This is a genomic window from Streptomyces sp. NPDC023723, from assembly GCF_040639815.1.
In the GTDB taxonomy this organism is placed as follows: Bacteria; Actinomycetota; Actinomycetes; order Streptomycetales; family Streptomycetaceae; genus Streptomyces.
The window spans coordinates 15,022-33,760 of record NZ_JBFAAP010000057.1; the positions used below are offsets into that span (position 1 = coordinate 15,022).

Here is an 18,739-nt window from a genome sequence, read left to right on the forward strand (position 1 = left end):
GACGGTCACGACACTCACGAGGTGTCCCCGCCCGGCTGCCACAGGAGGTCGTTGTGCCCTTCCGTCCCGCGTCCCGCGCCTCGCTCGTCACGGTCTCGCTGACCGCCCTGGCCGTGCTCGGGCTCGGGGCCTGCGACTCCGGCGGCTCCGGTACGGACACCGGCTCGGCGGCCTCCCCGGGCCCCTCGGTGATCGCGCCCGGCGAACCCGGCGGGGCCAACCGCACGCTGTCCGCGCAGGACGCCGAGGAGCAGCGCGCCGACGACGACTCGCCCAACTCGGCCGACGTCGACTACGCGCGGATGATGATCCAGCACCACGCCCAGGCCCTGACGATGACCGGCCTCGTGCCCGAGCGCGCCGCGTCCGAGAAGCTGCGGCGCCTGGCCGAGCGGATCGCCGCGTCCCAGGAGCCGGAGATCGACACCATGCGGGGCTGGCTGACGGAGCACGGCGCGAAGGAGACCGGAAGCGGCGGCGCGCACGACCACGCCGCGATGCCGGGGATGGCCACCGAGGCGCAGCTGAAGGACCTGCGGGCGGCGCGGGGCAAGGCGTTCGACCAGCTCTTCCTGACGCTGATGATCACCCATCACCAGGGGGCGGTCACCATGGCGACGGAGGTGAAGGCGCAGGGCAACAACGTCCGGATCGAGGAGATGGCCGACGACGTGGTCGCGCAGCAGACCAGCGAGATCGCGCGGATGCGGGAGATGCTCTGACGGGCCGGGGCACAGCTCAGCGGCGGGCCCGGCGCGGGGCCAGCAGACCGGCGTCCCGGGCCTGTCCGATCAGCCGCAGCGAGCCGCGCCTGCCGCACCCGGTCGCGGCCATCACCGCCAGGACGGGGTCGCCGCCGCGCTCCTGAGCGGCCCGGTACTCCCGCGCCACCAGCCGTCGCCCCTCCGGGCCGCGCGGGCCGCCGGGCCGGGCGTGCCGTACGCCGGACGGGGTGCCGTCCGCGCGGCCGGCGCCGCACGCCTCGGCGAGGGGGTCCTCCAGCCACTCGCCGAGCACCGGCAGATCGTCCAGGCAGAGGGCGGGCCGGGCCTGTACGTCCTCCAGGCAGACGCCCTCCGCCGACACCACCGCGAGGGCCTCGATCCGGGCGCCGTCGGTGAACACCAGCCGGACGTCGTACCAGGAGGCGGTGGCACCGTCCTCGCACACGTTCCACGCGTGCCGCACGGAGACCTCGCCGTCGTCCGGACAGCGGTCGGAGAGCCGGAGGGAGCGAGGAACGCGCGGAATGTCGGGCACCCCGGAAACGTAACCGCATGATCACATTCGATACGAAACGGACACGCGTCGAGCGCCCCGTGCGGCACCCTGTCAGCCGACCCGGAGCGGTGCGCTGCCGGACCGTGTCAGCGACTCCCGCCGAAGGGGGTGCCCGTGCCGAGTACATCCAGTACGAGGGCCAGGGGCCGGCACTCCCCCAGCCTCCGGGCGGACGACGGGACCTTCACCGCGGAGCCTAGGCCGGATTGTCCAGCAGCCCCAGGTCGCGCAGGCTCTCGGCGGTCTCCACGATGGTCGTCTCGGCGGGGCGCGGGATCCAGCCCAGTTCCTTGCGGGCCCGGTCGTTGTGGATGACCGAGCGGCGCGGCTCCGCCCCCGGGGCTTCCTCGGTGGGCACCCGGGCGGCCGCCGCGCCGAGCCGCCGGCGCAGGGTCCGGGCCAGGTCCAGGTAACTGATCGTGGGACCGTCCGCCAGCGCCAGGTAGCGGCGCCCGGCGGCCTCGGGCGCGGCCATCGCGCGCAGGTGCAGGTCGGCGACGTCCCGGACGTCGGCCACCCCGAAGTACTGCCGGGGCAGCACGCTCAGCGTCCCGTCGAGCATGGCCTTGACGAACTGGGCCGAGGCGCGCAGGTCCGTGGTGAGGGTGGGCCCGAGGATGAACGTCGGGTTGACGACGACGAGTTCGAGGTCGCCGCCCTCGCGGGCCATCAGGTCCCAGGCGGCGCGCTCGGCGATCGCCTTGGAGCGCGGGTAGGGCGCGAGTCCCGGGGTGTCGGGGTCGGTCCAGTCCTCCTCGGTGTAGTCGGGTACCGGCTTCGGGCTGTAGCCGATCGCCGCGAAGGACGAGGTGAGGACGGTGCGCCGGGCCCCGGCGTCGCGGGCGGCGCGCAGTACCCGCAGGACGCCCTCGCGGGCCGGGACGATCAGTTCGTCGGGGTCCTTGGGCTGGGTGACCGGGGAGGGTGAGGCGACGTGGTGCACCTCCGCGCAGCCGGCCAGCGCCGCGGACCAGCCGGCGTCGGACATCAGGTCCGCGGCGACCACCTCAAGACCGGCGTCGTCGGCGCCGCCGCGCCGCACCGCCGCGCGCAGCTCCGCCTCGCGGGCGGCGGTCGAACGGACCGTGGCGCGTACCTCCCGGCCGTCCCGCAGCAGCGCCGCGATCAGGTGCGTCGCCAGATATCCGGATCCACCGGTGACCAGAACCTTGCTCATCGTTCCACCTCCAGGCGGCCTGCCGCCGCCATCACTCGTCGGGTCGCCTCGGTCTCGGCGACGGCGTCGCCGCGGTCCCGGGCGTCCCACATCGCCGCCTTCTCCTTCAGGTAGGTGAGGCGGGCCCGCTGTGCGGCCAGTTCGCGCTCGACCCGTTCCGCGTGCCGCAGCAGCAGATCGCGCTGCTCGGCCGCCGCCGCCCGGCCCCGGGCCCGGTTGGCCATGTACGTCCGCATGTCCTCGATGCCGACGCCGACGGCACGCAGACAGGCCAGCATGTCCAGCATGTCGAGGTCCTCGGCCCGGTAGCGGCGGTGCCCGCTGCTCTCGTCCCGCTCCACCGGGCCGATCAGCCCCACGTCCTCGTAGTAGCGCAGCGTGGGCTCACTGAGCCCGCTGCGTCGGGATACGTCCCGAATGGTGAAGGTCGTTGCCATGGATGCAGCAGAACACACTTCAAGCGCTTGAGGTCAAGGCAAGGCGGCGGTGGCGGGACACACGGCGGCAACAAGCCAGAAATCAACAAACTGTTCAAGGCGCTTACGGTCTCTGCCTGTCGGCTTGTTTCCCACCCGCAGCCCAGGAGCGCCCATGGCCCCGCCCACCTCCGTGCACCCCGTCGACGAGATACCCCCGGTACGGCAACTGGCCGCCTTCGGCCTCCAGCACGTGCTCGCGATGTACGCGGGCGCGGTCGCCGTCCCGCTGATCGTGGGCGGGGCGATGAAGTTGCCGCCGGCCGACCTGGCGTATCTGGTCACCGCCGATCTGCTGGTGTGCGGGATCGCCACGCTCATCCAGTGCGTCGGCTTCTGGCGGTTCGGCGTCCGGCTGCCGATCATGCAGGGCTGTACGTTCGCCGCGGTCTCCCCGATGGTGATGATCGGGACGACGGGCGGCGGGCTGCCCGCGATATACGGCGCGGTGATCGTGGCGGGGCTGGCGATCATGCTGCTGGCCCCGGTCTTCGGGCGGCTGCTGCGGTTCTTCCCGCCGCTGGTGACGGGCACGGTGATCCTGATCATCGGGGTGTCGCTGATGCCGGTGGCGGGCAACTGGGTGGCCGGCGGCTCCGGCGCCGAGGACTTCGGCGATCCGGGGAACATCGGGCTGGCGGCCTTCGTGCTGGTGGTCGTGCTCGCCGTGCAGCGGTTCGGGCCGGCCTTCCTCAGCCGGATCGCGGTGCTGGTCGGCATAGCCGTCGGGCTGGCGGTCGCGGTGCCGTTCGGCTTCACCGACTTCGGCGGGGTCGGGGACGCCGACTGGGTCGGGATCAGCACCCCGTTCCACTTCGGCGCGCCGACGTTCGAGGCGTCGGCGATCGTGTCGATGCTGGTGGTGGCTCTGGTCTGCATGACCGAGACCACGGGTGACTTCATCGCGGTCGGCGAGATGACCGGCCGGAAGGCCGAGCCGCGCCCGCTGGCGGACGGACTGCGCGCCGACGGCCTCTCCACGGTCCTCGGCGGAGTGTTCAACACCTTCCCGTACACGGCGTTCGCGCAGAACGTGGGCCTGGTCGGGATGACCCGGGTGCGCAGCCGCTGGGTGGTCGCCGCGGCGGGCGGCATGCTGGTGCTGCTCGGGCTGCTGCCCAAGCTGGGCGCGGTGGTGGCGGCGATCCCCGCGCCGGTGCTCGGCGGGGCGGGCGTGGTGATGTTCGGGACGGTGGCCGCGAGCGGTCTGCGCACGCTCTCCGAGGTCGACTTCGAGGGCAACCACAACCTCACGGTGGTGGCGGTGTCCCTGGCGGTCGGACTGCTGCCGGTGGGGGTGCCGACCGTGTACGACAAGTTCCCGGACTGGTTCCAGACGGTGATGCACAGCGGCATCAGCGCGGGCTGTCTGACGGCGATCGTGCTGAACCTGCTCTTCAACCACCTGCCCGCGCGCACCGGTTCGACCAGCGCGGAACCGGTGCGGAGCGGCACCCCGGCGACACCGGGAGAGGCCGCCTAGCCGTCCGGGGGGCGCCGGTCGTCGTCGCGCCGGCGCCGGCTAAGGCGTCCACTCCCGCCGATAGCCGGCGTACGCGTCCCGCAGTGCCGGGCCGGGCCAGTCGGCGGGGAGGAGGGCCGGCGGGAGGACCGGGTCGGCGAGCAGGTGGCGGACGACGGCCGCGAAGGCGGCGAGGCGGCCGGCCGGGTCCCGGGCCTGCTCGATCCGGGTGAGCAGGGAGCGGGCCGTCGCCGCCCAGGCGTCCAGCGGCCACAGGCCGGCGGCCAGCTCGCGCGCCGGGCGGTCCGGGCGCGCGGTGTAGCACTGGGCCACCGCGTCGAGGGCGGCGGGCAGCGGGCGGCGCAGGTTGGCGGGGCGCAGCCAGACGCCCTCGCGGAGTTCGGCCAGCCGCAGGGCGGTGAGCCGGGCGCGCAGGCCGGCGCGTTCGGCGGGGCCGCGTCCGGTGGCGGTGACCACGACCATCTCCCAGTCGCCGTCCCAGGCCCGCGTGTGCGGCCGTACCGCCTCGTCCTGGCGGCGCTGCCGCTCCAGGAGCCGGTCGCCCAGCCGGTAGCCGGTCGCCGTACGCCGTACGTCCCCGGCGGCCGCCATCCGGCTGAGCGCCGCCCGCGCGGTGGAGCCCCGGACGCCGGACACCGCCGCGAGCCGCACCAGTTCCCGCACCGGCAGCTCGGGCGGATGGGTGCCCAGCAGCAGGCTCAGCAGGACCGACCGCGCGGACAGCGGGCGCGGTACGGCTTCGCCGTCGTGGGCAGGGTCGTCGGTCCGCGTGGCCATGGGCACGTACTGTACGTGCGCTGATGTATTGCAGTATTGCTACGACCGCAGCGCCAGTGCAACACTTGGCTCATGACGACCCACGACGTCACCAACCAGCCGCCGCCGCTGTCCCCGTACGACGCGTCCGACGACGCCGCGCTCCTGGAGGGACTGCGGCGGGAGGGCGCGGCCTGGGCCGAGGAGGAGGTACGGCGGCTGGGCCGGCGGGCGGGCTCCGCCGAGGCGCAGGAGTGGGGCGAGCTGGCCAACCGGCACGAGCCCGTGCTGCGCACCCACGACCGGTACGGCCACCGGATCGACGAGGTCGAGTACCACCCGAGCTGGCACCGCCTGATGCGGGTCGCGGTCGGCGCCGGGCTGGCCGGCGCGCCCTGGGCGGACGCCCGGCCCGGCGCGCACGTCGCGCGGACCGCCGGCGGACTGGTCTGGGGGCACACCGAGGCGGGCCACGGCTGCCCGACCTCCATGACGTACGCCGCCGTGCCCGTGCTGCGCCGGCAGCCGGAGCTGGCCAAGGTGTACGAGCCGCTGCTCACCGCGCGGGAGTACGACCCGGAGCTGCGGACACCGGCGGACAAGCGGGGGCTGCTCGCCGGGATGGGGATGACCGAGAAGCAGGGCGGCTCGGACGTGCGGACCAACACGACGACGGCCACGCCGACCGCCGAACCGGGCGTGTACACGCTGCGTGGGCACAAGTGGTTCACGTCGGCCCCGATGTGCGACGTGTTCCTGGTGCTGGCCCAGGCACCGGACGGGCTGACCTGCTTCCTGGTGCCGCGCGTGCTGCCCGACGGCACCCGCAACACCTTCCGGGTCCAGCGGCTGAAGGACAAGCTCGGCAACCGGTCCAACGCCTCGTCCGAGCCGGAGTTCGACGGGACGGTGGCGTGGCTGGTCGGGCCGCCGGGACAGGGCGTCAAGACGATCATCGAGATGGTCAACTGCACCCGGCTGGACTGTGTGATGGCGTCGGCGACGCTGATGCGCAAGACGCTGGTGGAGGCCGGGCACCATGTCCGGCACCGGAGCGCGTTCGGTGCCCGGCTGCTGGACCAGCCGCTGATGCGCAACGTGCTGGCCGACCTGGCGCTGGAGTCGGAGGCCGCGACGGCGCTGACGCTGCGGCTGGCCGGGGCGGCGGACCGCGCGGTGCGCGGGGACGAGGGGGAGGCGGCGTTCCGGCGGATCGCCACCGCCGTCGGCAAGTACTGGGTGACCAAACGGGGTCCGGCGTTCACCGCGGAGGCCCTGGAGTGCCAGGGCGGCAACGGCTACGTCGAGGAGTCGGGCATGCCCCGGCACTACCGCGAGGCGCCCCTGCTGTCGATCTGGGAGGGCTCGGGCAACGTCAACGCGCTGGACGTGCTGCGGGCGCTGGGCCGGGACCCGCGCACCGCCGACGCCCTGTTCGGGGAACTGGCCCTGGCCCGGGGCGCGGACGCCCGGCTGGACGCGGCCGTGGTCCGGCTGAAGGAGCGGTCGGCGGGCGCGGCCGAGGCCGGGGCGCGCCGGCTGGTGGAGCTGATGGCGCTCACCCTCCAGGCGTCCCTGCTGGTGCGGTACGCGCCGGCCGCGGTCGCCGACGCGTTCTGCGCGAGCCGGCTCGGCGGCGACTGGGGGCACGCCTTCGGCACGCTGCCGGACGGCGTCGGCACCGACCGGGTCCTGGAGCGCGCACTGCCGGTCTGACCTGCGCGGACGCCGGTCCCGGAGGTGAGTGTCAGTGGCGGGGTGCAGACTGGCCGATGTCCGAACAAAGGCGTCGACGAGGACGCCGCGGAGGTGATCGGCATGACCGAGGTTCTGCTCGCCGTGGGCACCAGAAAGGGTCTGTTCATCGGGCGCCGGCGAGAGGGCGGCTGGGAGTTCGACGCGGATCCCTGTTTCAACGCGCAGGCCGTGTACTCGGTCGCCATCGACACCCGGCGGGACACCCCGCGGCTGCTGGCCGGCGGCGACAGCGCGCACTGGGGGCCGTCCGTCTTCCACTCCGACGACCTGGGCCGGTCCTGGACCGAACCGGCACGGCCCGCCGTGAAGTTCCCCAAGGAGACGGGCGCCTCCCTGGAGCGGGTGTGGCAGCTGCACCCCTCCGCGGCGGAACCCGACGTGGTGTACGCGGGCACCGAGCCGGCCGCGCTGTACCGCTCGGCGGACCGCGGGGAGAGCTTCGAGCTGGTCCGGCCGCTGTGGGAGCACCCCACGCGTTCGCGCTGGGTGCCGGGCGGCGGCGGCGAGGGGCTGCACACCGTACTCACCGACGCGCGCGATCCGCGGTCGGTGACCGTCGCCGTGTCGACGGCGGGGGTGTTCCGTACCACCGACGGCGGCGCCAGCTGGTCCCCGTCCAACTCGGGTGTCTCGGCGGTCTTCCTGCCGGATCCGAACCCGGAGTTCGGTCAGTGCGTGCACAAGGTCGCCCGGGACGCGGCCGACCCCGACCGTCTCTATCTCCAGAACCACTGGGGGGTGTACCGCAGCGACGACGCGGGCGCGCACTGGACGGACATCGGCGAGGGCCTGCCGTCCACCTTCGGCTTCGCGGTGGCGACGCACCCGCGGCGCGGTGACACGGCGTACGTCTTCCCCATCAACGCCGACGCGGACCGGGTCCCGGCCGACCGGCGCTGCCGGGTCTTCCGGACCCGCGACGCGGGCAAGAGCTGGGAGCCGCTCACGGCGGGGCTGCCGACGGCGGACCACTACGGCACGGTGCTGCGCGACGCGCTGTGCACGGACGACGCCGGCGAGCGGGCCGGAGTGTACTTCGGCAATCGCAACGGCGAGGTGTACGCGTCGGCCGACGACGGCGACAGCTGGCGGCAGCTGGCCGCGCATCTGCCGGACGTGCTGTGCGTGCGGGCGGCGGTGGTCGACTGAGGCGGTGCGCACCGCTCGGGGGCCGCGGGGGCCTCGGCGGCCTCAGGTCCTCGGTTCGGTCAGGTGGGCGAGTGAGGTGATGACGCGCTCGGCGATGTCCTCGGGCCAGGGGAAGGAGGGGCTGACGGCCCGCTGGTGGGCGAGTCCGTGCAGGCCCACCCAGAGCGCCGTGGCGTCGGCGGTCAGGTCGGTGCTGCCGGCGAGACCCGCGGCGACGCAGTCCCCGAGGGCGTCGATCAGCAGTTGCATGGACTCCATACCGAGCGTGGCCATGTCCTCCACGGTCAGGGAGCTGTCCTCCAGGGCCGGTACCCACAGGCCGCCGAACATCGTGCGGTAGCGCTCGGGATGGCTGCGGGCGAAGTCGAGGTAGGCGTCGCACACCGCCAGCAGCCGCCGCCGGGGGTCCTGGCCGGCCTGGTCCAGTGCGGTGCGCAGACAGCGCTCCAGACCGGCGAACTCCCGCTGCACCACGGCCAGCATGATGGCCGGCTGGTCGGGGAAGTGCGGGTAGATCGAGGGGGCGGCGATGCCCACCTTCCGGGCCACCGACCTGAGGGTGACGGAGTGTTCGTCGCCGGTCTCGTCGAGCAGTTCCGCGGCCGCGGTGATGATCTCTTCCCGCAGCCGTCCGCCCTCGCCGCGGCGGTTGCGGGTGCGGGTCCGCTTGGGCGCGGTGGGCTCGGCCGTTGAACTGGTGTGTTCCATCCTGTCAGCTTACACCGTGAAGTTTATCGGGTGTCCTGGTCGGACGCCGCCGCCGGAGCGGACCCCGCTCCCGTCCCCGTCCCCATCCCCGTCCCCGCCTCCGTCAGCAAGGCCGCCGCGAGCTGCTCCGTGAGCCAGTCCTCCGCGCTGTCCCAGGACCAGCCGCGTTCGACGACCAGTTGGTGCCAGGAGGCGTGGCCCAGGTGGAACCACAGGATGTCGGTGGCCCGCTCGGCGGCGAGGCCGGGGCGCAGCGCGTCCAGCTCCCGAAGGCGCCGGGTCACGGCGGCGAGGGCCGTCCGGTACGCCTCGTCGGCGCGGGCCAGGGCCGCGGCGGCGTGCGGGTCGGCGTGCGCGGCGCTGACCATGACCCGGACCAGGCCGTGGTGCCGCTCGTTGTCGCGGCGGGTGCCGCGGGCGGCCGCGGCCAGCACCGCGCGCGGTACGCCGGTGCCGCGCACCGCGGCCAGCGCCGCCTCGGACGCCGAGCCCCGCACTCCGTCCTGGATGAGCAGCGTCAGGATGGCGCCCTTGCCGCCGGTGCTGGCGTACACCGTGGGGACGGCGGTCCCCGCCGCCCGGGCGATCTGGGCGACGGTGACGCTCGGGTAGCCCTGGGCCAGGAAGAGGCGCGTGGCCGCGGCGAGGATGGCCGCGCGGGTCTCCGCGGCCGACTCGGCCCGGCGGGGCGCGTGATAGGGGCGGCGCCTGGGCCCGGCGGGCGGGTCTTCCGGATTCACCGGGCCATTCTGCCGCACCGGCGGTGCGCGGACGCTATTCGATATAGGTTGCCTCTAACCAATGCAGCAGCCCTCCCCCTTAGAGCATTCCGAGGACGATCAGTGAGCCACTTCCCGTCTCTGTCCATCAACCCGGACCACCCCGGCCGGCAGTACGCGCTCGGTCAGGAACTGCGGATCTCGATCCTCACCTCGGGCGAGGAGACCGACGGCCGCCACGACGTGACGGACTCCTTCATGCCCGCCGGCGCGGCCACCCCGCTGCACGCCCACACCGCGTACGAGGAGCGGCTCTGGGTCTCCTCCGGGTCGCTGACCGTGTGGGCCGGGGACGCGACGGTGACCCTGCGCTCGGGGGACTTCTACGCCATCCCCCTGCACGTCCCGCACGCCATAGCGGCCGGTCCCGAGGGCGCCCGCGCCCTCAACATCTCCTCCCCCGCCGGGTTCGCCGAGCTCATCGCCCGGGTCGCCACCCCGCTGCACGTGGCCACCGAACAGACCGCGCTCGACGTGGACCTGTTCAACGCGGTCGCCCAGGAGATGGGCGACATCCTGCTCGGCCCGCCCGGGTCCACCCCGGCCGACCTGCCGCCGGGGAACCCGGCCCGCGGCTGAGGTCCGGGGGCGCGGGCGCGCCCCCGGATCCCGGCTCAGCCCAGCGGCCGCACCTGGATGTCGCGGAACCGCACGGTGTTCCCGTGATCCTGCAACCGGATCGCCCCCGCGGCCGGGGTCTCCGGCCGTCCCGCGGCCGTGGGGCCGTCCAGGGCCACGTCGTCGTGGACCGTCCGGCCGTTCCACACCACCGTCACCCGGGCGTCGGCGGTCTTGTCGCCGTCGTCGTCGAAGCGGGCCGCCCGGAAGACGATGTCGTACGTCTGCCAGGTCCCCGGCGCGGTGGCCGCGTTCACGTCGGGTGCCTTCTGCTCGTAGAACGCCCCGGCCTCGTTGGCCGCCGGGGTGGTGTCGCCGTAGGAGTCGAGGATCTGGAGTTCGTAGCGGTCCTGGAGGTAGATGCCGCTGTTGCCGCGGTCCTGACCGGTCACCTCCGGGGGCAGTTCCGGTACCCGGAACTCCGCGTGCAGCGCGAAGTCCTGGTAGGCGTCCTTGGTGCGCAGGTCGCCGCAGCACACCTCCATGGACTTCTCGGCCGCCAGCGGCCAGGCGGTGGGCCGCCCGTCGGTGTGCTGCCACTGGGCCTGCGCGGCGGCGGTGCCGTCGAAGAGGGCGACGCGGGCGCCCTCGGGGTGCACGGTGATCAGGTCGAGGTTGACGTGTCCGGTGTCGCCGGGGTCGTAGCGGTAGGAGACCGTGTTGTGTCCGGCGCGCAGGGTCAGCCGCTCGGTCCTGGTGGACCAGGTGTCCCAGTCGCCCGTCGAGGGGAGCCGGGTCTGGCGCAGCTTCTCGCCGTTCGCGTACAGGGAGAGGGACTTGGTGCCCTGAAACGGGTCGGGGCCGTTGGAGTAGCGCAGGCCGACGTCGTAGCTGCCCTGCTTCGGGACCGTCACGTCGAAGGTGGTGGCGACCCTGCCCTCGGTGGCGTAGCGGTCGACGAAGCCGCTGCCGGAGTAGCCGGTGTGGTCGGTGTGGATGCCGGCCGTGCCGGTGAGGGTGGCCTCCTCGGCCTCGTAGCGGGGGGCGGCGGGCGGCTGCTTGCCGGGCATCTCGTTGAGGGTGTACCAGGCTTCCGTGCTCCAGAGCGTCTCGCCGGACGCCGAGGCGAAGGGGCGCGGGGAGCGCAGGTGCACCACCCGGTCCGGCTTCAGGCCGTCCAGCCGCAGCCGGACGGTGCGGCCGTCGCCGGAGAGGGTCGCCGAGCGGACGGCGAGCCGCTCCTCGGCGATCTTGGGGCCGCCGTAGTCGGCGGTCGGGGTGTAGCGCCACTGCTCGGCCTCGTAGCGCGCGGTGAGTTCGGCGGCGGTCCCGGCGGAGAGCGGCTGGGTGTAGGTGAGGTCGAAGCCGCCGGGTACGGCGCGCATGGTTTTGACGTCGAAGGTGTTGCCGCCGTTGGGGGTCAGCTTCTGGAGGCCGAACTTGAGCTTGCCCTCCTGGCCCCAGTTGCCGTCGGCGCCCAGGCCGCCCGCGTAGATCGCGCCGTCCGGACCGAGGGTGATCCGGTTGACGCCGGCCTCCAGGCCCTGGGTGTAGCGGAAGACGGCGCCCTGGTACTGGCCCTCGACCTGCTCCAGGTAGGCGCGCTGGAGGCCGCCGTAGGTGACGTCACCGATCAGCATCTGGCCCGCGTACTGGCCCTTCTTCAGGTACAGCGGGGTGGAGGGCGAGTTGCCTATCTCGTTCTGCGGGAACCACAGCACCGGTTCGGTCGCGGGGTTGGCGTCGAAGGGGCCGGCGGGCTCGGTGTAGTGGTTGAAGAAGCGGTCCTGCTTGATCTGGACGAGCTTGGAGGCCGGCAGCCAGCCGCCCTGGTTGTCGGTGGCGAACAGGTCGCCGCCGGGTCCCCAGCCGATGCCGTTGGGGGTGCGCAGTCCGCCGGCCACCGGGCTGGTCTTCCCGGTCCTCTTGCTGACCTTGTACGTGGCGCCGCGGTTCGGCGCGGGCTGCGGGACGGTGGTGGCACCGCCGAGGTCGATGGCCACGGACAGGTTCACGTAGAAGTAGCCGTCGCGGTAGAGGAGGCCGAACGCGAACTCGTGGAAGTTGCCGCCGTAGGGCCAGGTGGCCACGGTGCGGTAGTCGTCGGTGACCTCGTCGCCGTCCGCGTCGACGAGCCGGGTCAGCTCGTGCTTCTGCGAGACGTACAGCGAGCCGTCCACGTACTTGATGCCCATCGGCTCGCGCAGTCCGCTCGCCACCTTCTTCACGGTGACCTGCTCGGCACTGGTCGCCCCGGTGACGTGGTCCAGCAGGTAGACCTCGCCGGCCAGGTTGCCGGTGCCGCCCCAGGTGCTGATGGCGAGGCGCCCGTCGGGCAGCCAGTCCATGCCGCTGACCTGCGGCTCGAAGCCTTCGGGGCGCAGGTCGGTGAGGGTCAGGTCGGGGCGCACCGAGGTCAGCGGCAGGCCGTCGCCGGGGGTGTCGCGGCCGGCCTCGCACTCCTTGCGGCCCGGTGCCGTGACCCGGACCACGCCCGCGTCGGTGCTCAGCGCCTCGCCCGGTACCACGGTGAAGTCGGCGGCGCCGGGCGGGCGCCAGGACAGCCGCAGCTGCTGCCCGCCGTCGCGTTCGAAGTGGTCGATGCGGAACGGGTGCGGGCCGGCGGTGAGGTGGACGGTGCCGTCCTTCGGTTCGGCGCCGTGCAGTCCGTCGTGGTCGATGACGGTGGTGTCGTCGACGGTCAGCCGGGAGCCGTCGTCGCTGGTGAGGCGGAGGACGTAACTGCCCTCGTCCGGAACGTTCAGGTAACCGGATGTCTCCGTCACGAAGTTGTCCGCGAAGCCGCCGAAGTCGGCCTGCGTGGACCAGTCGACGGTCGGCATCAGCTGGTCGTGGTTGGGGGTCTGCCCCGGCTTGAGGGTGCACAGCTCGCTCAGTGGGGTCTGCGTGTCGAAGACGCGCAGGGTGACACCGGGCTCCTGGGGCGGGAGGTCAGCGGGGGCGGCGGTGACGGCGCCGGCGGCCGGGACGGCGTACAGGCCGCCGGTCAGGACACTGGTGGCCAGCAGGAGTACGGCGCGTCTGCGCAGCCGGGGTAACAGGCGTGGGTGCATTGGTCCTCCGGGGGTGGGGACCGGACCGTGCCGGAAATCGCTCCGGTCGTGAGCGGGGTGGCTTCAGTTCCGCCGTCACGGTAGGAGACTTCTGCTTGACATGTCCACACTTTGTCACGGATGTGTTCAAAGTTGCCTGACATTCCTTCCCCCGCTCGTTCACAGGTGGCTCATGGGCGTTCATCTGACGTGCGCATGATCCGCCCTGAACGACAAGACGCCTCGTAGCGACAGGAAGGACGGCTGCCGATGCGGCCAGCACAACGACGAAGACGGCCGAGCGGCGGGTCCGCCGGACAGCGTCTGGCGGGTGCCGCGCTCGCCGCGCTCGTCCTCGTGGGCGGGAACGTGACGGCGGCGTACGCCGGTCCCCCGGCCGATCCGCACGCCGCGGACCGGCGGGACCCGGCCGCCGGGGACGCGACCTCGCTGCCCGCCCTCACGCCCGCCGACGGGAGTTACCTGGAGGGCACCCAGCAGGTCGAGGCGACCCCGACCCTGACGGGCGACTCGGTCACCGGGCTCACCGTCGACGGGAAGGCCGTCGCGGCGGAGCGGACGGTCGGGGTCTCGCGGCTGAGTTTCGACGTCGGGTCCAACTCGACGGAGGCCCGGTACGGCAACCACGTCCTGGTCAACGGCGAGTACCGGGCGGCCCTCGGAGACCTCGTCAACGAGCGCGGCACCATCGAGATCCCGAACGAGCACCTGGTCGAGGGCGAGAACACGATCCGGTTCGTGGCCGGTGCCGTGGAGACCTCGTGCGGTACGAACCACGACGACTTCGTGCTCTCCGACATCCAGCTCACGCTGCTCGGCGAGGTCGCGGACGGTGAGGATAACGAGTACACCTACTCGTTCGGCGACGGCAGCTGCGGCACCAACACCTCGCTGCGCACCGAGGCGTCGCTCAGCTTCTTCGTGCTCGGCGACCCGAGCGGCACCACCGGGCTCAAGGGCGCCCTCGACACCACGGAACTGGCCAACGGCGACCACGCGCTCACCGCGACCACCACCTCGGGCAAGACCGTCACCAACAAGGTGACCGTCAACAACGCCCCGGCCGGCGCCCCCCGGCTGCTCCCGAAGGACGGCACCCTGGTCAAGGGCGAGCAGCCGGTGTTCGCCACCTTCCCGGCCGGCGGCGACGGCGAGGTCGCCTCGCTCACCGTGGACGGCGCGGCACCGGCCGCGAAACCGCGGCTGGGCAACGGTGCCGCGACCTTCTCCTTCGCCGTCGGCGCCAACTCGATCGACGACAAGTTCGACAACCATCTGCTGGTCAACGGCAAGCGGATCGACCTGGGCGGCAGCTGGGCCGGCCAGCAGGTCGCCATTCCGGTGCCGGCCCGGTACCTGGTGCCCGGTGACAACACCGTCAAGGTGGTCACCGGTGACTACCAGGAGAGCTGCGGCGCCAACCGCGACGACTTCGAGATCGGCGGTCTCGGTCTGGCCCTGGACGGCGCCACCGTCACCGGCGAGGACATCGCGGCCTCCTATGCGATGGGCGACGGCACCTGCGGCTCGTCGTCGACCGCGCTGCGCGAGGCCGAGCTGCACTGGACGATCGACGCCCCGGCCGTGCCGGTCGTGCCGACGCTCGGCTCCGGCACCGCCACCCTCGGGTTCACCGTGGGCAGCAACTCGATCGAGGCGCGTTACCAGAACCACGTCCTGGTCAACGGTCAGAAGGTGGTGCTGGACAGCGACTACGTCAGCCAGCACGTCGATCTCACCTTCCCCGACGAGTGGCTGGTGCCCGGCTGGAACACGCTCGACGTCGTCACCGGCGGCATCGACAGCACCTGCGGCGTCAACCGCGACGACTTCGTGCTCTCCGACCTCACCCTCACCCCGGCCGACGGCAGCGCCGAAGGACGGATGGTGAAGGGGTCGTACGGCTTCGGCGACGGATCCTGCGGCTCCAGCGTCAACCCGCTGGCCGAGGTCGACCTGGAGTTCTTCGTGACCGGCCCCGCGAGGGGCCTGCGCACCGACCTGGACACCACGAAGCTCCCCGACGGCACGCACACGCTGGCCGCCGCCGCGAAGTCCGGCCCGGCCGCCACCCGCGTGCTGGCCACCGACAACTCGGCGCCCGTGGTCACCGGCAGCACCCCGAAGGCCGGACAGCGGCTCACCGCCTCGGTCGTGCTCGGCGTGCAGATGGACGACCTCTCCGGTGTCACCGACGGCCCGGACATCGAGCTGGACGGCACGGCGGTCGAGGCGGGGGACGCGATCGGCCCCGGTCTGAAGGCCGGGAAGCACACCCTCTCGGTGACCGCCACCGACGGCCTCGGCAACACCGGTACCCGCGAGATCGCCTTCACCTCGGCCGGCATCCCGGACGCACCGGCCGGGCTGACCCCCGCGTCCGGCAGCACCGACGCCGGACGGAACGTCAAGCTGTCCGCGAAGGTGGCCGAACCGGACGGCGGCGAGGTGACCGCCACCTTCGCCGAGGCCGACATCCTCACCCCGGACCAGGTGTACCAGGGCACCGCCACCGCCGTGCCGACCACCCTGCGGGTCAAGGGCGAGAAGCAGGTCAAGGCCGCGGGGCTGGCCCCGGCCGACGGACGCACCCTGGACGCGCCCGCCTCCTCCGACGTCACCTTCCAGCGGTACGACGTCGGTGTGAACGGCCGCGTCGACCATCCGGTGCTGCGCTGGGAGGGGGTCATCGACCCCGAGCGGCTCGCCGCGCTGCGGGTGTGGAACACCGGCACCCGGCAGTGGGACGTGGTCGGCAGCGCCCGCGGCGCCGCCGAGGGCAACACCGTCCTGAGCGCCGTACTGGCCGACGACCGTTACGTCGACCGGCGCACGGTGCACGTCATGGTCACCGGCGAGGACCCGTTCGCCGACGACATCGACGCCGGTGACCCGGACTCCTTCGCCGACCCGGACTCGTACGACTTCTCGATCGTCCACCACACCGACACGCAGTACCTCTCCGAGGGCGCGGTCGAGCAGGAGACGGCGGCGGAGCGCGCGGTGTGGGAGAAGGCGTACGGGGACGTCGACCGCTGGATCGTCGCCAACAAGGACGAGCGGAAGATCGCGTACGTCGCGCACACCGGCGACATCATCGAGAACAACATCCGCAAGCCCACCACCGAGGCCCTCCAGCAGCAGGTCGTCGGTGAGCTGGAACTGTCCTCGAAGCAGCAGCGGATCCTGGACGACGCGGGCATCCCCAACGGGGTGATCGCGGGCAACCACGACAACCAGTCGGGCACCGAGAACGGCCCGGACGCCATCTACAACCAGTACTACGGTCCGGACCGCTACCAGGCGCTCGCCAAGGGCTGGGAGCACGCCAGTTACGGCGGTCCCTGGAAGCCGGGCGACAACCAGAACCACTACGACCTGTTCTCGGCCGGCGGCCAGGACTTCGTCGTGGTCGGTCTGTCCTACGGCGTCACCCGCGAGGAGGCCGAGTGGGCCGACTCGGTGTTCGCGCGGTTCTCCGACCGCAACGGCATCCTGCTCTCGCACGACTACCTCGCGCCGAGCACCAGCCCCGACGGCCGCGGCGCCCCGTTCTCCGCGCCCGACGGTTCGATGCTGTACAAGACGGTGGTCCAGGACAACCCGAACGTGTTCCTGATCCTGGCCGGCCACGAGCACGGCGTGGGCACCAATGTGAAGCCGCAGGTCGGCCAGGTCGGCCATGACGTGGTCGAGCTGCTCGCGGACTACCAGTTCTACACGGTCTCCGCGGACCGGCTCGGGCTCACCGAGGCGGGCGGCTACCAGCCGGACGACCAGCTCCAGTTCGGCGCGAGCTTCTTCCGGATGCTCCAGTTCGACGTGGACCGCTCCGAGCTGACCGTCGACACCTACTCGCCGCTGCTCGACGAGTTCGGTGCCACCGAGTACGACACCGACCACCGGTACGACGGCACCGAGGACAACATGGTGCTGCCGATCGACCTCCAGTCCCGCGAGACGACCTTCCGGACCGACTCGGTCGCGCTGTACGACCCGGTCGGTGTGATCGGCAGGGCCAAGGTGAAGTCGGGCGAGGTCGCCTCGGTGACCTGGGCGGACCTGAAGCCCGGCAGCACCCACGCGTGGTTCGTCACGGCCCGCTCCAGTGGCGGCGGTGTCACCGCCTCGCCGCCGAGCGTCTTCGTGACGAAGGACGCCGACGGGCGCCCGGGCCACTGGGGCCCCGGATCGCCGTACTACGACTGGTTCGGCCACCTGGAAGACCAGGACTGACCCCCGTAGGAGCGGACCCCGCTCCCCCGCCGCCCGGACCGCATCGGTCCGGGCGGCGGGGCCACCCACCACCATCCAACACCGGAACCGGGCCCGCCATGCGCCGCACCACCACCGCCCTCCTGCTGACCGTGCTCGCCGCAGTCCTCCTCACCGGCCTGCCGCGCGCCACCCCCGCCGCCGCCCACGACGCCACCTCGACCGCGTACGCGGAGATCACCGGCACCGCCGACCGTCCCGAGGCCAGGCTCGACCTGGAGTACGACCTGCTGATGAAGTCGGCCTGGCTGTACGCCGAGGCGTACCAGGCCCGGGAACGCGACGAGCAGTTGCGGCAGTTGGCGAAGCACGCCGACGCGGTCGGCGCCTATGTCACCGGCCACTTCGGGCTCGCCCGCGGCGAGCGGGCCTGCACCGCCCGCCCAGTCGGCGACGCGGGCCTGCGCAGCCGCGGCGGCCGCGCCTTCGCCGTCGTCACCCTCGGCTACACCTGCCCGGCCGGCACCGACGAGCCGGTCACCGTCACCAGCGCGCTGTTCCCGGACGCGGAGAGTTTCGTCCACAGCACCAGGACGATCGTGCACTACGACGTCGGCGGCCGGCGCGGCTCCCAGGTCCTCACCCCCGCCGCGGCCGCCGTCGCCCTGACCGGCGCGGACCCGGCCGCCACGACCCACCAGGTGGGGGACTTCTTCGTGCTGGGCACCGAACACCTGCTGTTCGGCCTGGACCACATCCTCTTCCTGCTGTCCCTGCTGCTCGGCGCCCGCTCGCTGCGCGACATCGTGCTCACCGCGTCCACCTTCACCGCCGCGCACAGCGTCACCTTCCTGCTGGCCGCGTGCGGGGTGGTCGACGTGCCGGCGGGCCTGGTGGAACCGGTGATCGCCGCGTCCATCGCGGTCGTCGCCCTCGCCAACGTCCTGCTGCGCGACCGCGACCGCAACGCCCGCTGGCGGCTGCCCACCGTCTTCGTCTTCGGCCTGGTGCACGGGCTCGGGTTCGCCGGTTCCCTCGGCATCGACGAGAGCTGGTCCTGGGAGCTGCTGCTGTCCCTGCTCAGCTTCAACGTCGGCATCGAGGTGGTGCAACTGGGCATCATCGCGGTGGTCTTCCCGCTGCTGGCGCTGCTGCGCCGGGTCCCCGCGCACCGCTGGGCGCTGCCCGCACTGACCGCACCGATCGTGCTGGTCAGCTGCTACTGGGTGTGGGACCGGGTGACGCAGGCCGCCTGACGGTGTGGCAGCGCTGCTCGCACTTCGGCGGGACTCGTGCCTTGGGCGATCCGACTGACGATGCATCAG

Annotated in this window: 14 protein-coding genes; 7 read left to right on the forward strand and 7 right to left on the reverse strand. The window is 72.8% G+C overall.

Going from position 1 to position 18,739, the window contains the following annotated elements; translation table 11 throughout:
- The first annotated feature begins 53 nt into the window (after positions 1-53).
- On the forward strand, positions 54-722 hold the full coding sequence (locus AB0G32_RS34295) for a DUF305 domain-containing protein (protein WP_361172589.1): 669 nt from the start codon (positions 54-56) through the stop codon (positions 720-722).
- A 16-nt stretch (positions 723-738) separates the two neighbouring features.
- Here the strand turns inward: AB0G32_RS34295 and AB0G32_RS34300 are convergent, their stop codons facing one another.
- The 3 genes from AB0G32_RS34300 to AB0G32_RS34310 form a co-directional block, all read right to left on the reverse strand.
- Complete coding sequence (locus AB0G32_RS34300) at positions 739-1,188, reverse strand: DUF6214 family protein (RefSeq protein ID WP_361172665.1); 450 nt, start codon at positions 1,186-1,188, stop codon at positions 739-741.
- Positions 1,189-1,477: 289 nt separating this feature from the next.
- A complete protein-coding gene (locus AB0G32_RS34305; RefSeq protein ID WP_361172592.1) occupies positions 1,478-2,458 on the reverse strand; it encodes an NAD-dependent epimerase/dehydratase family protein in 981 nt (326 codons plus the stop codon).
- Positions 2,455-2,895: a MerR family transcriptional regulator gene (locus AB0G32_RS34310; RefSeq protein WP_361172595.1), complete on the reverse strand. Its 441-nt coding sequence runs from the start codon at positions 2,893-2,895 to the stop codon at positions 2,455-2,457. The genes AB0G32_RS34305 and AB0G32_RS34310 overlap by 4 nt, the downstream gene beginning before the upstream one ends.
- A 154-nt stretch (positions 2,896-3,049) precedes the next feature.
- Between AB0G32_RS34310 and AB0G32_RS34315 the strand changes: the two genes are divergently transcribed.
- Positions 3,050-4,417 carry a nucleobase:cation symporter-2 family protein gene (locus AB0G32_RS34315; RefSeq protein WP_361172598.1) on the forward strand — a complete coding sequence of 456 codons (1,368 nt, stop codon included), beginning with the start codon at positions 3,050-3,052 and terminating at the stop codon, positions 4,415-4,417.
- A gap of 39 nt (positions 4,418-4,456) precedes the next feature.
- Here AB0G32_RS34315 and AB0G32_RS34320 read toward each other — a convergent pair whose 3' ends face one another.
- On the reverse strand, positions 4,457-5,194 hold the full coding sequence (locus AB0G32_RS34320; protein ID WP_361172601.1) for a PaaX family transcriptional regulator C-terminal domain-containing protein: 738 nt from the start codon (positions 5,192-5,194) through the stop codon (positions 4,457-4,459).
- Positions 5,195-5,266: 72 nt separating this feature from the next.
- On the opposite strand from AB0G32_RS34320, the gene AB0G32_RS34325 reads away from it, so the two are divergent.
- Both AB0G32_RS34325 and AB0G32_RS34330 read left to right on the forward strand, forming a co-directional pair.
- Positions 5,267-6,889 carry an acyl-CoA dehydrogenase family protein gene (locus AB0G32_RS34325; RefSeq protein WP_361172604.1) on the forward strand — a complete coding sequence of 541 codons (1,623 nt, stop codon included), beginning with the start codon at positions 5,267-5,269 and terminating at the stop codon, positions 6,887-6,889.
- A 102-nt stretch (positions 6,890-6,991) separates the two neighbouring features.
- Positions 6,992-8,080: an exo-alpha-sialidase gene (locus AB0G32_RS34330; RefSeq protein WP_361172607.1), complete on the forward strand. Its 1,089-nt coding sequence runs from the start codon at positions 6,992-6,994 to the stop codon at positions 8,078-8,080.
- 42 nt (positions 8,081-8,122) lie between these two features.
- Here AB0G32_RS34330 and AB0G32_RS34335 read toward each other — a convergent pair whose 3' ends face one another.
- A complete protein-coding gene (locus tag AB0G32_RS34335; RefSeq protein ID WP_361172610.1) occupies positions 8,123-8,788 on the reverse strand; it encodes a TetR/AcrR family transcriptional regulator in 666 nt (221 codons plus the stop codon).
- Between the two features lie 23 nt (positions 8,789-8,811).
- Complete coding sequence (locus AB0G32_RS34340) at positions 8,812-9,528, reverse strand: TetR/AcrR family transcriptional regulator (RefSeq protein ID WP_361172613.1); 717 nt, start codon at positions 9,526-9,528, stop codon at positions 8,812-8,814.
- 102 nt (positions 9,529-9,630) lie between these two features.
- Here AB0G32_RS34340 and AB0G32_RS34345 point away from each other — a divergent pair, with 102 nt between their 5' ends.
- A complete protein-coding gene (locus AB0G32_RS34345) occupies positions 9,631-10,146 on the forward strand; it encodes a cupin domain-containing protein (RefSeq protein ID WP_361172616.1) in 516 nt (171 codons plus the stop codon).
- A gap of 35 nt (positions 10,147-10,181) precedes the next feature.
- On the opposite strand, the gene AB0G32_RS34350 is transcribed toward AB0G32_RS34345, so the two are convergent.
- Positions 10,182-13,199: a family 16 glycoside hydrolase gene (locus AB0G32_RS34350; RefSeq protein ID WP_361172619.1), complete on the reverse strand. Its 3,018-nt coding sequence runs from the start codon at positions 13,197-13,199 to the stop codon at positions 10,182-10,184.
- A gap of 249 nt (positions 13,200-13,448) precedes the next feature.
- On the opposite strand from AB0G32_RS34350, the gene AB0G32_RS34355 reads away from it, so the two are divergent.
- Complete coding sequence (locus AB0G32_RS34355) at positions 13,449-17,435, forward strand: metallophosphoesterase (protein ID WP_361172622.1); 3,987 nt, start codon at positions 13,449-13,451, stop codon at positions 17,433-17,435.
- 98 nt (positions 17,436-17,533) lie between these two features.
- Positions 17,534-18,670, forward strand: a complete 1,137-nt coding sequence (locus AB0G32_RS34360; RefSeq protein WP_361172625.1) for a HupE/UreJ family protein — start codon at positions 17,534-17,536, stop codon at positions 18,668-18,670.
- The last annotated feature ends 69 nt before the right edge of the window (positions 18,671-18,739 follow it).

Excerpts from the sequence above, each read along its gene's own strand:
- AB0G32_RS34315 (WP_361172598.1), top strand. The coding sequence starts at position 3,050 with ATGGCCCCGCCCACCTCCGTGCACCCCGTCGACGAGATACCCCCGGTA.
- AB0G32_RS34350 (WP_361172619.1), bottom strand. The coding sequence starts at position 13,199 with ATGCACCCACGCCTGTTACCCCGGCTGCGCAGACGCGCCGTACTCCTG.
- AB0G32_RS34360 (WP_361172625.1), top strand. The coding sequence starts at position 17,534 with ATGCGCCGCACCACCACCGCCCTCCTGCTGACCGTGCTCGCCGCAGTC.
- AB0G32_RS34310 (WP_361172595.1), bottom strand. The coding sequence starts at position 2,895 with ATGGCAACGACCTTCACCATTCGGGACGTATCCCGACGCAGCGGGCTC.
- AB0G32_RS34355 (WP_361172622.1), top strand. The coding sequence starts at position 13,449 with ATGCGGCCAGCACAACGACGAAGACGGCCGAGCGGCGGGTCCGCCGGA.
- AB0G32_RS34305 (WP_361172592.1), bottom strand. The coding sequence starts at position 2,458 with ATGAGCAAGGTTCTGGTCACCGGTGGATCCGGATATCTGGCGACGCAC.
- AB0G32_RS34325 (WP_361172604.1), top strand. The coding sequence starts at position 5,267 with ATGACGACCCACGACGTCACCAACCAGCCGCCGCCGCTGTCCCCGTAC.
- AB0G32_RS34320 (WP_361172601.1), bottom strand. The coding sequence starts at position 5,194 with ATGGCCACGCGGACCGACGACCCTGCCCACGACGGCGAAGCCGTACCG.
- AB0G32_RS34330 (WP_361172607.1), top strand. The coding sequence starts at position 6,992 with ATGACCGAGGTTCTGCTCGCCGTGGGCACCAGAAAGGGTCTGTTCATC.
- AB0G32_RS34335 (WP_361172610.1), bottom strand. The coding sequence starts at position 8,788 with ATGGAACACACCAGTTCAACGGCCGAGCCCACCGCGCCCAAGCGGACC.